The 15,398-nt window shown below is 64.6% G+C and carries 10 protein-coding genes; 8 read left to right on the forward strand and 2 right to left on the reverse strand.

Going from position 1 to position 15,398, the window contains the following annotated elements:
* Positions 1 to 11: 11 nt before the first annotated feature.
* The 3 genes from C8267_RS08750 (at position 12) to C8267_RS08760 (ending at position 4,581) form a co-directional block, all read left to right on the forward strand.
* Positions 12 to 2,144 (forward strand): prolyl oligopeptidase family serine peptidase, encoded by a 2,133-nt coding sequence (locus tag C8267_RS08750; RefSeq protein WP_106634357.1) that lies wholly within the window; start codon positions 12 to 14, stop codon positions 2,142 to 2,144.
* A gap of 396 nt (positions 2,145 to 2,540) precedes the next feature.
* Positions 2,541 to 3,794, forward strand: a complete 1,254-nt coding sequence (locus C8267_RS08755) for an aspartate kinase (RefSeq protein WP_087360639.1) — start codon at positions 2,541 to 2,543, stop codon at positions 3,792 to 3,794.
* A 76-nt stretch (positions 3,795 to 3,870) separates the two neighbouring features.
* Positions 3,871 to 4,581: a hypothetical protein gene (locus C8267_RS08760; protein WP_143256071.1), complete on the forward strand. Its 711-nt coding sequence runs from the start codon at positions 3,871 to 3,873 to the stop codon at positions 4,579 to 4,581.
* A gap of 165 nt (positions 4,582 to 4,746) precedes the next feature.
* On the opposite strand, the gene C8267_RS08765 is transcribed toward C8267_RS08760, so the two are convergent.
* A complete protein-coding gene (locus C8267_RS08765; protein ID WP_087360043.1) occupies positions 4,747 to 5,841 on the reverse strand; it encodes a DUF4435 domain-containing protein in 1,095 nt (364 codons plus the stop codon).
* A 104-nt stretch (positions 5,842 to 5,945) separates the two neighbouring features.
* On the opposite strand from C8267_RS08765, the gene C8267_RS08770 reads away from it, so the two are divergent.
* The 4 genes from C8267_RS08770 (at position 5,946) to C8267_RS08785 (ending at position 12,895) form a co-directional block, all read left to right on the forward strand.
* A complete protein-coding gene (locus C8267_RS08770) occupies positions 5,946 to 6,296 on the forward strand; it encodes a translation initiation factor (RefSeq protein ID WP_087360046.1) in 351 nt (116 codons plus the stop codon).
* Positions 6,293 to 9,253, forward strand: a complete 2,961-nt coding sequence (locus C8267_RS08775; protein WP_106634358.1) for a hypothetical protein — start codon at positions 6,293 to 6,295, stop codon at positions 9,251 to 9,253. Before C8267_RS08770 ends, C8267_RS08775 begins: the two co-directional genes overlap by 4 nt.
* 35 nt (positions 9,254 to 9,288) lie before the next feature.
* Complete coding sequence (locus C8267_RS08780) at positions 9,289 to 11,724, forward strand: transglycosylase domain-containing protein (protein WP_106634359.1); 2,436 nt, start codon at positions 9,289 to 9,291, stop codon at positions 11,722 to 11,724.
* Between the two features lie 178 nt (positions 11,725 to 11,902).
* Positions 11,903 to 12,895, forward strand: coding sequence for an aspartate-semialdehyde dehydrogenase (locus C8267_RS08785; RefSeq protein ID WP_087360055.1), 993 nt, complete (start codon positions 11,903 to 11,905; stop codon positions 12,893 to 12,895).
* Between the two features lie 298 nt (positions 12,896 to 13,193).
* On the opposite strand, the gene C8267_RS08790 is transcribed toward C8267_RS08785, so the two are convergent.
* Positions 13,194 to 14,570 (reverse strand): tryptophanase, encoded by a 1,377-nt coding sequence (locus C8267_RS08790; RefSeq protein WP_106634360.1) that lies wholly within the window; start codon positions 14,568 to 14,570, stop codon positions 13,194 to 13,196.
* A gap of 192 nt (positions 14,571 to 14,762) precedes the next feature.
* On the opposite strand from C8267_RS08790, the gene C8267_RS08795 reads away from it, so the two are divergent.
* Positions 14,763 to 15,368 carry a superoxide dismutase gene (locus C8267_RS08795; protein ID WP_106634361.1) on the forward strand — a complete coding sequence of 202 codons (606 nt, stop codon included), beginning with the start codon at positions 14,763 to 14,765 and terminating at the stop codon, positions 15,366 to 15,368.
* Positions 15,369 to 15,398 lie beyond the last annotated feature (30 nt).

Here is a 15,398-nt window from a genome sequence, read left to right on the forward strand (position 1 = left end):
ATCCGTCGATTATGAGGAAACAATTCTCCGGTGCGGTGTTGCTGCTCGGCGCAGCGGCGATGCTGGCAAGTTGTGGAAGCAAAATGAACATCAAGCACTTACCCTATCCTGCCACCGAGCGCGGCGACGTGGTGGACAACTATTTCGGCGTGGAGGTTCCCGACCCCTACCGCTGGCTCGAGGACGACAATTCGGAGGCTACGGCCGCCTGGGTTGCGGCCGAGAATGCCGTGACGGAGGACTACCTCGCGCAGATACCCTTCCGCGGAGCCATCCGCGAGCGGCTCACCGAGCTGTGGAACTATGCCAAGGAGTCGGCTCCCGTCAAGCACGGCGACTGGTGGTACTACTCCTACAACGACGGATTGCAGAATCAGGCGGTCATCTACCGCACGCAGGAGCCCGGCCAGCCCGGCGAAGTCTTTCTCGACCCCAACACCCTCTCGGAGGACGGTACGGTGGCGCTGGCGGCGATTTCCTTCTCGAAGGATGGCCGCTACATGGCCTATGCCGCCGCGGCGTCGGGCTCGGACTGGGTCGAAATCCGTGTGATGGATACCGCGACGGGAAAGCTGACCGACGACAGCATCAACTGGGTGAAGTTCTCCGGCGCCACCTGGACGCCCGATTCGAAGGGCTTCTATTACAGCGCCTACGACGCCCCGAAGGAGGGTGTCTACTCGTCGCAGAACCAGTTCCAGAAGGTCTACTACCACGAGCTGGGCAAGCCCCAGTCGGCTGACCGCCTCATCTACGAGGACCGCGAGCATCCGCTGCGCTACTTCTCGGCCTGGCCCTCGGAGGACGGCAAGTGGCTCTTCATTATCGGCTCGGAGGGTACGTCGGGCACCGAGGTGCTCTGCCGCAAGAGCTCCGAGAAGCAGTTCCGCACGCTGCTCAAGGGCTTTGCCCACGACTATGCGCCCGTCGACTGCCGGGAGGACAACCTCTACTTCGTGACCAACGACGGTGCTCTGAACTACGCCCTCAAGCGCATCTCGCTCAACGACCCCTCGAAGGTCGAGACGGTGATTCCCGAGCATGAGAAGAACCTGCTCGAGGGTGTCGGCACGGCGGGCGGCTATCTCTGGGCCTCCTACCTGCAGGATGCCCAGAACCGCATCGCGCAGTACGACTACGACGGCAAGCTCCTGCGCGAAGTGGAGCTCCCGGCCATCGGCACCGTGAGCGGCTTCTCGGGTGAAAAGGAGGATACGGAGCTCTACTATGCACTCTCGAACTACACCTCGCCCGCAACGCTCTACCGCTACGACATCGCCTCGGGCGAGTCGACCCTCTACAAGGCCCCCGAGGTGGCCTTCGACCCCTCGCTCTACGTCACCGAGCAGGTCTTCTACCCCTCGAAGGACGGCACGAAGGTCCCGATGTTCATCACCCATCGCAAGGACCTGAAGCTCGACGGCAAGAACCCCTGCCTGCTCTACGGCTACGGCGGCTTCCAGATTAACCTCACGCCGGGCTTCAACCCCTCGGCGATGATGTTCGTCGAGCAGGGCGGCGTCTACTGCGTGGCCAACCTGCGCGGGGGCTCGGAGTACGGCGAGGCCTGGCACAAGGCCGGCATGCTCGAGAACAAGCAGAACGTCTTCGACGACTTCATCGCGGCGGCCGAGTGGCTCATCGCCCAGAAGTATACCTCGTCGGAGCGTCTGGCCATCAACGGCGGTTCGAACGGCGGTCTGCTGGTGGGCGCCTGCGAGGTGCAGCGTCCCGACCTCTACGCCGTCTGCCTGCCGCAGGTGGGCGTGCTCGACATGCTCCGCTACCACAAGTTCACCATCGGCTGGGGCTGGGCCGTGGAGTACGGCTCGTCGGACAACGAGGAGCAGTTCGCCTATATCTATAAGTACTCGCCGCTGCACAACATCCGCGAAGGGGTGAAGTATCCCGCCACGCTGGTGATGACGGCCGACCACGATGACCGCGTCGTCCCGGCCCACTCGTTCAAGTTCGCTGCCGAGCTGCAGCACTGCCAGGCGGGCGAGGCTCCGGTGCTCATCCGCATCGAGTCGAAGGCGGGTCACGGTGCCGGCAAGCCCACCTCGAAGCGCATCGACGAGGCGGCCGACATGTACGCCTTCCTCTTCCAGAACATCGGCGTGCCCTACCGTGCGGTGAAGTAACCCCGCGCGGCGGGGGGGGCCGCCGGGGAGAGAATTTCGGCGGGACCTTCGGGCGGAGTTCGGCGGAGCCTCGGGAGAGGATTTTGTCGGAACCTCCGGGCGGATTTTGTCGGAACCTCGGGAAGGAGCGCGGCGGGTCGGTTAGGGGCCTGTCGTGATGCGGCTGCCGGGATGCGCCCGCGGTGAAGCGCTTGCGGTGAAGCGTCCGCCGGGAAGTATTTGCTGCGAAGCTGCCGCCGGAAGACACCCGCTGCGAGCGGCTGACGCCTCCTCCCCGGAGGCGGGAAAAGAGCTATTTTTTGAGAACAATACGTTGTGCGATTGCTGCCGGACGAGCCGGCCCCCGAGGATGGGGGAGCGGCCCGTCCGGCAGCGGTCGAAATGAAGTTTGACAGCATGAAAGTCTACAAGTTCGGAGGAGCCTCGGTCCGCAATGCGGACGGCGTACGCAACCTCCACAAAATCATTGCGGGAGAGGAGAACCTCTTCATCGTTGTTTCGGCCATGGGCAAGACGACCAACGCCCTCGAGCAGGTCTTCACGGGGCTGCAGCGGGGCGACCGCGCCCTCTCGGAGGAGCAGATTGCCGCACTGCGCGACTACCACGCCGGCATCATCGAGGATTTGTGGCACGGTCCCAAACGGCTCGAGCGGGTTGATGAGCTCTTTGCCGAGCTCGAACGGGTGGCGACGCAGACCGTCTACCGGGCGGAGGATGCCGAGCTGTGGTACGATGCGATTGTCGCCTACGGTGAGCTGCTCTCGACGACCATCGTCTCGGAGTACCTCAATGCGGCGGGCGTTGCCAACCACTGGGTCGACATGCGGCGCTGCTTCCGCACGGAGATGCGCCACAAGGATGCGGCCATCGACATCGCCGCCTCGGCGCCGCTGCTGCGGGCCGAGCTGGCCGGCCGCCCCGAGCGGGTCTTCATCGGCCAGGGCTTCATCGGCGGCGCCCCCGACGGAACGACCGCCACGCTCGGCCGCGAAGGTTCGGACTACTCGGCGGCCGTGGCGGCCAACATCCTCGACGCCGAGTCGATGTCGGTGTGGAAGGATGTCGACGGCGTGCTGAACGCCGACCCCAAGATTTTTCCAGACGCCGTGCAGATTGCCGAGCTCAACTACCTCGATGCCATCGAACTGGCCTACAGCGGCGCCCAGATTATCCACCCCAGGACCATCAAACCGCTGCAGAACAAGAACATCCCGCTTTACGTGCGCCCCTTCGGCGACAAGCGCAAGCCCGGTACGGTCATCCGCGCCATGTCGGCGCCGGTCGACGTGCCGATTCTGATTCTGAAGAAGAACCAGGTGCTGCTGACGATTCGTTCGCGCGACTTCTCGTTCGTGCTCGAGGAGCGTTTCGCCACCATCTTCTCGCTCTTCGAGCGCTTCCGCCTCAAGACGAACCTGATTCACAACTCGGCGGTCAACCTGAGCCTCTGCGTCGACAACTCGTGGCACATCGACGAGGCGGTGAACGCCCTGCGTGCCAACGGGTTCGACGTGATGAAGACGGGCGACATGGAGCTGCTGACCATCCGCGGCTATACGGACGAGCTGTGGCGCCGCTATGCCAAGGGCCCGCAGGTCTTCATCCGGCAGTCGACCCAGGCCACCGTGCGCGTGGTGCGCAAGCGCTGACGACGGGACGCGCGGCGGCAGGGGCTCCCTCCGCCGCCCCATGAAACATAAGGAAGCATGAAATGAGCGAATGGATATGAAACGGATTGGATTTTTGTTGCTCCTTTGGATGGCCTCCGTTGCGACGGCGACGGCGCAATCCTTTCCCAGCGGAAAAAAGTTCTATTTCGGCCGGGAGGACGGCCGTCTGATGACCGTCAGCCTCATGTATGACAACAAGGGCGATGCGGTGGCCTCCGTGATGCTGGGTTATGCATCGCATCTGTTCCTCTGCACGGGGACGAGCGACGAGTGGTTCTCGTTCGAGGGGTATACTTTGGCTCCGGAATACAGGGCGCAGTCGGTCGGCATGGGCGGTTTTCCGGTGATGATGCCGACGGGCGACGTCTGCAAGTCGAAGAACAGCGAGCGCTTCTACCTTGCGCGGGACTGCTCGCAGGCGGTCTACAACGATACGTGGTACACCATCCGCCTCTCGCCCGGGCGCTTCAACGAGCTCTACGAGCAGAACTACGGCAGCTCGCCCGCGGCGGGCGGCGGAGGAGGCTCCTACGGCGGAGGCTCGGGCAGCAACGGCTCCTATGACTCCTACGACAGCGGCTCCTCGGGCGATACGTCGCGCCACGGCTACACCACCTGCAAGGCGTGCGGCGGTACGGGGTTGTGCCCGGCCTGCCACGGCAACGGGCACTTCGTGGGCCGCGACGGGGATGTCTATCCCTGCCTCTCCTGCAACCGGTCCGGACAGTGCCGCGTCTGCCACGGTCAGAAGCGAATCCGGTACTGATTGTTGACGGAGGATACGCGCCGCCGGGCGCATGCAAAAAATGAAGGGAAGGCTGGACAGGAGCCTTCCCTTCATCTGTTTTCCGGGCCCGGTTTTTGAGTGGTGTATGGCGCCGCTTGCCTTTTGGGAACGGCCTCTGCAAGCACCCGGCCGCCGCCCGCGCGGCTACTTCTGCTTGAGGTTGCGCGCGATGGTGAGCACCGAATCCTCGGGCAGCTCGCCGCGGCGCTTCATCTCCCAGATGGTGTGCTCGAGGTAGCGCTCGATGTCGTTGTGCAGCCGCTTGTAGAGCGGGCAGCGCGTATAGTTCTCGTTGTCGAGCAGCACGTCGCGAATCGACCGCAGCGAGTTGGTGTAGTTCGACATCTCGTTCTTCAGGGCCACCCCCTTCTTGTCCGACGAGGTGATTTTGGCCACCGACATCTGGCGCAGCTTCTCGCAGACGGTGTTGAGCAGCACGAGCACCACGTTGTCCATGAGCGTGTGGCCGTGCATGAAGAGGTAGGTGTTCTCGGGTCGGAGCCCCCGTGCGCGGAGCTGCTCCTCGAACTCCTTCATCGGCTCGACCATCCGCGGGTTGCGGCCGCGCAGGTGCCGCTCGCGCTTCTCGACGTTGCGCCGCACCCAGGCCAGCGTGTTGGCGCCGTTCTCCTCCATGTCGAGGTAGCCGATGCGCACCGTCGACTTGAAGTCGGCCAGCGTGAAGACCCCCTCGGACGAGAGGCGCGCCGAGTAGGCGTACCAGAGGAAGGCGGGGTAGATGGCGCACGAGTATTCGTGCATGAAGCGCACGAAGTCGAAGATGTGGGTGTCGTTCTTGGTCGCCTTGACGCAGACGTTGTGCAGCGAGGGGGCGTAGCAGAGGTAGTTCTCGGTGGCGTAGGCGTAGGTGTGGAACATGAAGGTCGAGCCGTTGACCTCGCGCGACTGCTCGGTGGCCTGGTCGAAGAGGTAGTCGAAGTCCGAATCGACGCAGAGCAGCATCTCCTCCGACGAGCGGGGAATCATGCTCATGAGCACCTTCTTGCCCTTGGGCAGGTCGGCGCGGTTGGGCACCGAGATTTCAAACCGGAGGTAGGGGTTCTGGAAGTGGTCGAAGACGCCGCGCCAGAAGGCCACGTCCTCGTAGCCCTCGACATAGACGTGGACCAGCCGTTGCGCGGGGTCGGCCGGCGGCAGGGGCCGCGGCAGCTCCTCGAGCGTCGCCGGGCGCGCAAAGGGGTTCCACCGGCGCAGTTTTTCGCTGAAGTTGGTAGCCATACGCAAACAAAGATAATAATTTTCGTATTTTTGCGCAAAATATAACACCCCCTCCGACGTTAGATTGCTACGTTCGGAGCAATTTTTCCGACCCCGATTCCACCATGGCAGACAACGACTGGAAAGCCCGGCTCGGGATGGTCTACTCGACCGACCCCGACTATCACTTCGAAACGGCCCGCGAAGAGGAGCCCGCAACGCTTCCCCCCGCGCAGCAGGAGCTGCGCGTATGGCTCGACCGCAAGCAGCGGGGCGGCAAGCAGGTGACCCTCGTGCGGGGCTTCGTCGGCACGCAGGCCGACCTCGGCGAGCTGGCCCGCCTGCTCAAGAGCCGCTGCGGTGTCGGCGGCTCGGCCAAGGAGGGCGAAATCATCATCCAGGGTGACCACCGCGACCGCGTGGTCGAAATCCTGCTGCAGAACGGATACCGGTGCAAAAAGGCGGGCGGGAAGTGAAACGGCTGGTGGCCATACTGCTGCTTGTCGGCGCCCTCTGCTGTGTGCACCGCGCCTCGGCCCAGTACTACACGTGGGGCTCGGACCCCGTCGGGCTGAAGTGGAGCACGATGCGCTCGCGCGACGTGCGGGTCATCTATCCCGACACGGCGGCCAACATCGCCCGCCATACGCTCTTCTACATCCGTACGGTGCAGCCCGACATCTCCTACGGCTTCACCCACGGCCCGATGCGGATTCCCTTTGTCATCCACCCCGAGAACTTCCAGTCGAACGGACTGGTGATGTACCTCCCCAAGCGCGTCGAGTTCCTCTCCTCGCCGGCCATCGACGGCTACTCGATGCCGTGGCTCAAGCAGCTCGTGGCCCACGAGTACCGCCACGCCGTGCAGTACAACAACCTCGACCGGGGCGTCATCCGCGCGCTGAGCTACCTGCTCGGGCAGCAGGGGTCGACCATCGGCCTGCTCTGCATGCCCTTCTGGGCGATGGAGGGCGACGCCGTGATGTCCGAGACGCAGATGTCGTCGTTCGGGCGCGGACTGCAGCCCTCCTTCACGCTGGCCTACCGCGCCATGGAGCGCGTGGGCGACGGGCGGCGCAACATCGACAAGTGGTTCTGCGGCTCCTACCGCGACTACATACCCGACCACTACGAGCTGGGCTACCAGCTCTGCTCCTACGCCTGCGAGCGCTACGGTCCCGAGGTGTGGAACAACGTGGCGCGCTACGGCTCGCGCAACCCCTACGTCTTCGCCATCACGCGCGTGGCGCTGGGCAAGTACTACGACACGAACGTCTCGCGCCTCTTCCGCGAGACCTTCGACGATTTGCGCCACCACTGGGATTCGCTTCCCGCGCAGGACGACAGCGCGCAGTCGCTCGTCCGGCTGCCCGAGGGCAATCACACCACCTACCGCTGGCCGCTGCCGCTGGGCGACACGGTCGTGCTGGCGCTCAAGGAGGATTTCGACCGCCCGGCCCGCTTCGTGCGGGTCGATACCCGTACGGGCGAGGAACGCACGGTCTGCTACGTCGGGTCGGTCTCGACGCGTCCGGCCCTTGCGGGCGGGCGGGTCTGGTGGACCGAATACCGGCGCTCGAAGCTCTTCGAGCAGCGGGTCAACTCGCAGCTCTGCTACATGAACCTCGCCGACGGCCGTCCGCGCACCTTCGCCGGGCGGCGCAACGTGCTCTATCCCACCGGTGCGGGCGACGATGCGCTGGCGTGGGTCGAATACAACCCCGACGGCCGCTACACGGTGGTGCTCCGCCGCGGGGAGCGCGAGGAGCGCTTCGCCATGGAGGGGCTCACCGAGATTCACGGACTGGCGTGGGATGACCTTACGCGGGCGCTCTACGTGCTGGTGACCGACGACTCGGGCATGTGGCTCGGACGCATCGGTGCCGGGGGGCTCGAGCCCCTCACGCGCGGAGCCTACATCACGCTGAGCGACCTGCGGGCCGGCGGCGGCCGCCTCTGGTTCGGCTCCATCCAGTCGGGACGCGACGAGGTCCACTGCTTCGACCTGGAGCGCGGCACCGAGTACCGCCTCTCGACCTCGAAGTACGGCTCCTTCGAGCCGATGCCCGCCGGCGGCGAGGTGCTGATGACCACCTACGACCGGCTCGGATACCGCCTCACGCGCCAGGCGGCCGACAGCCTCGCCTGCCGCGTCGAGCCGGCACGGCTGCCGCTCAACCTCGTCAACCCGCCGCGCCGCTCGTGGGGCGTCGTCAACCTCGACACGGTGCACTTCGTCTATACCGACTCGCTGGCCGCGGAGCCGAAGTTCCGCACCAAGCGCTATCCGAAGCTTCCCAACCTGGTCAACGTCCACAGCTGGATGCCCGCGGCGTTCGACCCCTTCGAGGTGGCCGACGAGAAGAACATCAGCCTCAATCTGGGCGTGACGCTTGTCTCGCAGAACCTGCTCTCGAACACCGAAGGCTTCTTCTCCTACGGCTGGAACCGCTCCGAGGGGTCGCTCTTCCGGCTGGGCGTCCGCTACTTCGGGCTGGGCGTGCGCTTCGACCTCGATGCCGCCTACGGCGGCAACCAGATGTTCTACGGTCTGGGCGGACAGCGCACGCCCAGCCCCGACAAGTACTACTCGGTGGGGCTCACGGCGACGCTGCCCCTCTACCTCCAGCGCGGCTACCATACGCGGCAGTTCTCCGTCGCCACGGGGTGGAACTTCTCGAACGGCATGGTGGCCAACGTGGGCAACATCCGCTGGGACGAGGAGACGGGCTCCATCACCAATATCGAGCACATCGGCTTCCGCGAGGGGCTCCACAGCCTCTCCTTCTCGGTGGGCTACTCCGACCTCACGCGGCTGGCCCACCGCGACTTCGTCTCGCCGTGGGGCTATACGGTGAGCGCCGGCTATACGTTCAACCCCTCGGACCGCCACTTCAGCGACCTGCTCTCGGGCTACGTCAAGCTCTACACCCCCGGATTCCTGCCCCACAACTCGCTGACGGTGGCCGCCACGTACCAGACCTCGGTCGGCGGCTACAAGTTCCCGTCGGGCTATGCGCCGCTGAGCTACCGCTCGACGCGCCTCGTGCCGCGCGGCTTCACGTCGGCCGACATCGTCTCGAACGACTACTTTGCCGCGGCCGTCGACTACCAGTTCCCGCTCTGCTATCCCGAAGGGGGCATCGGTTCGGTGCTCTACTTCAAGCGCATACGGCTCAACGTGGGGGGCGACTACGCGCAGTTCCTCACCACCGAGCCGTGGCGCTACCGCGCTGCGCCCCCCGAGGGCGAGGGGCAGATTTACCCCGGTGCCGCGACGCGCCGGCGCATCTGGTCGGTGGGCGGTGACCTGATTTTCGACGTCAACCTCTTCCGCATGCCGGCCTCGGCCACCTCGACCGTCAAGCTCTCGTGCTACCGCCCCAGTACGGGCGGCGTGTGGATTACTGCCGCATTGGGGCTTCCCTTCTGAGAAAAATTCGTACCTTTACCGCAAAATTCGGTCCCATGACACAAAACAATAAGGCGGGAGCCCGCTCCCGGTTCATCAAGGCTTCACCCCGGCTCATCCGCTGGCTCTGGATTATTGCCTTCGCACCCGTGGCGCTGCTGGTCTTCCTGCTGCTGCTGACGGCGACGGGCCTCTTCGGACGGCTGCCGTCGTTCGAGGAGCTGGAGAACCCCAAGAGCAACCTGGCGACGGAAATCTACTCCGAAGACGGCAAGGTGCTCGGCACCTTCTTCGTCCAGAACCGCTCCTACGTCCAGTACGACGAGCTCTATCCGGCCGACTCGACGCTCCACATCCGGCTGGGCGGCCATGAGGTGCCCCCCGTCGTGGCGGCGCTCATCGCCACCGAGGACGCCCGCTTCCGCAGCCACTCGGGCATCGACATCCCTTCGCTGGCCCGCGTTGCGGTGAAGACCGTGCTGCTGCAGAACACCTCGCAGGGCGGCGGCTCGACCATCACGCAGCAGCTGGCCAAGAACCTCTTCCCGCGCGACACGGCGCGCCACCGCGGCAAAATCGCCCGCACGTCGAAGCTCGTCGTCTCGAAGCTCAAGGAGTGGATTACGGCCCTCAAGCTCGAATACAACTACACGAAGGAGGAGATTGCCGCCATGTACCTCAATACGGTGGCCTACGGCTCGAACGCCTACGGCATCAAGTCGGCGGCCCATACCTTCTTCAACAAGGAGCCCCACGAACTGAACGTGCAGGAGGCCGCCGTGCTGGTGGGGGTGGTCAACGCCCCGACGCGCTACTCGCCGGTGCGCAATCCCGAGAGCGCTCTGGCGCGCCGCAACCTGGTCCTCACACGCATGCAGCAGGCCGGGGCGCTGACGCGCGCCCAGGCCGATTCGCTCTCGGCGCTGCCCATCGTGCTCAACTACAAGCCCGTCTCGCACAACGAGGGGGCCGCGACCTACTTCCGCGAGATGCTTCGTCTGGTGATGAACGCCGAGCCGCCCCGCCGCAACCAGTTCTACAACGAGTGGGACTACGAGGTGGCCCGCAAGGAGTATGAGCAGAACCCCATCTACGGCTGGTGCCTGAAGAACCGCAAGGCCGACGGCACGCCCTACAACATCTACCGCGACGGTCTGAAAATCTACACCACCATCAACTCCGTCATGCAGGCCTACGCCGAGCAGGCCGTGCAGCGGCAGATGGAGCAGGAGATTCAGCCCAAGATGGATGCGCAGTACCGCCGCACGAAGGTGCTCTTCGTCGATGCCGACCGCGAGGAGCGCGAGCGCATCATGCGCCAGGCCATACGCTACTCGGACCGCTACCGCGAGATGCGCGACGCCGGGGTGAGCGAGCGCGAGGTGCTGGCCAGCTTCGACAAGCCCTGCGCGATGAAGGTCTTCACCTACAAGGGCGACCGCGACACGGTGATGACGCCGCGCGATTCGATTCTCCACCACAAGCGCATCATGCGTGCCGCCTTCGTGGCCGTCGAGCCGCGCACGGGCTTCATCAAGGCCTATGTGGGCGGCCCCAACTTCCGCTACTTCAAGTACGACATGGCCAAGCAGGGCAAGCGGCAGATTGGCTCGACCATCAAGCCCTTCGTCTACACCTTCGCCATCGACCACCTGGGGCTGAGCCCCTGCACGCCGGTGCCCAACCTTCCGGTGACCATCGAGACGGCCAACGGCACGGCCTGGTCGCCCAAGGAGGCGGGCCGCGTCGAGCAGCTGGGCGAGATGCACCCGCTGAGCTGGGGTCTGGCCCACAGCCGCAACAACTACTCGGCCTGGATTATGAAGCAGGCCAAGCAGCCGGCCGCCGTCGCCGACTTCATCCACAACATGGGCATCCGCAGCTACATCGACCCCGTGCCGGCGCTCTGCCTCGGCCCCTCGGAGTCGAACGTCTACGAACTGACGAGCGCCTTTGCCACCTTTGCCAACGAGGGCGTCCATACGGACCCGATTTTCGTCACGCGCATCGAGGACCGGCAGGGCAACCTCATTGCCAGCTTCATCCCCCAGTCGCAGGATGCCATCAGCGAGCGTACGGCCTATACGATGCTGACGATGCTCCAGGGGGTGGTCAACGGCGGTACGGCTGGGCGTCTGAAGTGGCAGTTCGGCCTCGACGGCGTCGAGCTGGGCGGCAAGACCGGTACCTCGAACAAGAACCGCGACGCGTGGTTCGTCTGCGTGGCTCCGAAGATTGTGGCCGGAGCGTGGGTAGGCGGCGAGGACCAGTCGGTGCACCTGCTGGCGCGCGGTGAGGGCAGCGTAGTGGCGCTGCCCATCGTGGGCGACTTCCTCAAGCGGGTCTACGACGACCCGCGGCTGGGCATCAACCGCACGGACCGCTTCGTGCGTCCGGCCATGATGCCCCACTACGACTGCGACGAGGAGCTCACCTCTTCGTCGGGCGGCGAGCCCGGCGACGAGGAGGAGGACGAGATGTTCTTCAACTGACCCCGGGGCCGCAGGTCGGGGGCGGATGCACACCGGGTGCCTGCTGATCGGTGGCGGTCCGGAGGGGACGCACACCGAAGGCCGGAGAGGGCCGGAGCTGCCGCACTGCACTGCACCGCATCGGACCCGTCGGCGCGGCAAATTGGAAACAAGAAAGGTTTTAATATAAAGGTTGGTTATGAAAATTGCTATTGTGGGGGCCAGCGGCGCCGTTGGCCAGGAGTTCCTCCGGATTCTCGAGGAGCGCGAACTTCCCATCGACGAGCTGCTTCTGTTTGGCTCGCAGCGCAGCGCGGGGCGGAGCTACCGCTTTCGGGGCCGCGACCTTACGGTGCGGCTGCTGCAGCACAACGACGATTTTCGGGGTGTGGACTTTGCCCTCACCTCGGCCGGGGCCGGCACCTCGCGTGAATTTGCCGAGACCATTACGCGCTACGGTGCGGTGATGATTGACAACTCGAGCGCCTTCCGCATGGATGCGGACGTGCCGCTGGTGGTTCCCGAGGTGAACCCCGAGGATGCGAAGAATGCGCCGCGGCGGATTATCGCCAATCCCAACTGCACGACCATCCAGATGGTCGTGGCGCTGAATGCCATCGAGCGCCTGTCGCACATCCGCCGCGTCCACGTCTCGACCTATCAGTCGGCCAGCGGTGCGGGTGCCGCCGCCATGGACGAGCTGGTGGCGCAGTATGCCGACCTGGGGGCCGGCCGCGAGCCGCATGTCGAGAAGTTCGCCTTCCAGCTCGCCTATAACGTGATTCCCCACATCGATGTCTTCACCGAGAACGACTACACGAAGGAGGAGATGAAGATGTTCAACGAGACGCGCAAAATCATGCACTCCGACGTGCGGGTGTCGGCCACCTGCGTGCGTGTGCCCGTGATGCGGGCCCATTCGGAGAGCATCTGGCTCGAGACCGAGCGTCCCGTCTCGGTCGAGGAGGCGCGCCGGGCCTTTGCCGAGGCTCCGGGCGTGGTGCTGATGGACAACCCCTCGGAGAAGGTCTATCCCATGCCGCTCTTCATCGCGGGCAAGGACCCCGTCTACGTGGGCCGCATCCGCAAGGACCTCACCTGCGACAACGGTCTGACCTTCTGGTGCGTGAGCGACCAAATCCGCAAGGGTGCGGCGCTCAATGCCGTCCAGATTCTCGAGACGCTGATTTAACGTGGCCGGCGGCGGCCGATGCCGCGGCAAACGATACAAAGCGGGCTCCCGGATTGCCGGGGACCCGTTCTGTTTTTGGAACAGTGAAGCGGCGGCGGACAAGACCGGATGCCCGGGTTCGGTATGCCGTTCGGCGGAAGGGTGTCCGTGCCGGCGCTTGCGGCCGGGGCCCGGCGGCCGGGAAGGGGGGATGAAGACGGTGCATGAAAAAGGTCCGGCCGCAGTGGCCGGACCTTGTCGGTTTTCAGAGGTTTTTCGGACCCGACCCCGGATTTGCCGGGGCGGAGCCGCGGAGGCGTCAGATTTTCTCCATCTCCACGGTGAAGTGGCGCAGGATGGGGGCCTCGAAGGTGATGCGGTAGCCCGTCGTAATCGACTCGCGGCGCTCGTAGATGTTGCGGCAGGCGGCGGCAATCACGCGGATGTGGTTGTCCGTGTAGACGCGGCGCGGAATGGCCAGACGCAGCAGCTCGAGGGCCGGGTAGCGGTTCTCGTGGGTCTCGGGGTCGCGGTCGGCCAGAATCGAGCCGATTTCCACGCCGCGGATGCCCGCCTCGACGTAGAGCTCTATGGCCAGCGTCTGGGCGATGAACTGCTCCTTGGGCAGGTGCGTCAGAATCTTTTTGGCGTCGAGGAAGATGGCGTGGCCGCCGGCCGGACGCTGGTAGGGCACGCCGTATTCGTCGAGCAGGTCGCCCAGCAGCTTCACCTGGCGGATGCGGGCGTCGAGCTGCTCGAATTCGGTATTCTCGTCCAGACCCACCGCCAGTGCGTCCATGTCGCGGCCCGACATGCCGCCGTAGGTGACATAGCCCTCGAACATGATGTTGTACATCATCGCCGAGCGGAAGAGCTCCTCGGAGCGCATCGCCACGAAACCGCCCATGTTGACCACGCCGTCCTTCTTGGCCGAGATGGTCATGATGTCGGCGTAGGTGTAGATTTCACGCACAATCTCCTTGATGCTCTTGTCGGCGTAGCCCTCCTCGCGCGTCTTGATGAAGTAGGCGTTCTCGGCGAAGCGGGCCGAGTCGATGAGCAGGGGCACCCCGTAGCGGCGGCACACCTCGGCCGTCTCGCGGATGTTGCGCATCGATACGGGCTGTCCGCCGGCCGTGTTGTTGGTGATGGTCAGCACCACGCAGGGAACCTTCTCGCGGGGGTTCTCCTTGAGAATCTTCTCCAGCTTGGCGGTATCCATCTCGCCCTTGAAGGGGATTTCAAGCTGCGTGTCGGCCGCCGCGTCGATGGTGCAGTCCACGGCGTGGCACTTGCGGAACTCGATGTGGCCCTTCGTGGTGTCGAAGTGCGAGTTGCCCGGCACGATGTCGCCCGCCTTGAGCAGCGCCGAGAAGATGACGTTCTCGGCTGCGCGGCCCTGGTGCGTCGGCAGGAAGTAGGGCATGCCGAAGATGCGCTCGATGGTCTCCTTGAGCCGGAAGTAGGAGGTGGCTCCCGCATAGCTCTCGTCGCCGGTCATCATGGCGGCCCACTGGCGGTCGCTCATCGAGCCGGTGCCCGAGTCGGTCAGCAGGTCGATGGTCACCTGGTCGGCGCGCAGCTTGAAGAGGTTGTAGTGCGCCTCGCGAATCCAGGTTTCGCGCTCCTCGCGCGTGGAGGTGCGGATGGCCTCGGTCATCTTGATTTTGTAAGGCTCGGCATAGGGTAGTTTCATAATGAAAAATGGGTTTTAAGGTTACGGTTTGTTGGCTTTTCCTTCAAAAATAGGAAAAATTTTCGACAAACACGCCGCCGGCATCCTATTTGTTCGCAAAAAGAGGCTTTCCGTTCCGCATGTGCCGAATTGCCGGCCGTCAGCGGAGCGGAGTTCACGGATAATTGACCAAACCAAAAACGGAATAACACCATGACGAACGATGCAATGAAGAGCTCCCGCTTCGAGATTGAGGAGCTGCCCTACGGCTACGATGCGCTGATGCCGCAGATTTCCGAGGAGACGATGCGCTACCACCACGACCGCCACTATGCGACCTACGTTGCCAAACTCAACGAACTGTCGCTCGACACCCCCTTTGCCGGCCAGCCGCTCGAGGATGTGGTCCGCTCGGCCGACGGTCCCCTCTTCAACAACGCCGCCCAGGCGTGGAACCACGCCTTCCTCTTCCGTTCGCTCTCGCCCGCGCCTCAGACGGCGCCCGACGGGGCGCTGCTTGCAGCCGTGGAGCGCGACTTCGGCTCGTTCGAGGCGCTCCGCACGCGGATGATTGACACGGCCGTCGGCCTCTTCGGCTCGGGGTGGTGTTGGCTGTCGAAGGTCTCCTCGGGCCGCCTGCGGGTCGAGGCGCGCGCCAATGCGGGCAATCCGCTCTGCGACGGGCTGGTGCCGCTGCTCTGCATCGACGTCTGGGAGCACGCCTATTATATCGATTACCGCAACCGCCGCGCCGATGCCGTCAAGGCCCTCTGGGAGCGCATCGACTGGCGCACCGTCGGCGAGCGCTACGGGCGGTAGCGCCGTGGAGCGGGGCACTGCGGAGAGGCG

It is taken from the genome of Alistipes sp. Marseille-P5061 (genome assembly GCF_900290115.1).
GTDB classification, from domain to species: domain Bacteria; phylum Bacteroidota; class Bacteroidia; order Bacteroidales; family Rikenellaceae; genus Alistipes; species Alistipes excrementigallinarum.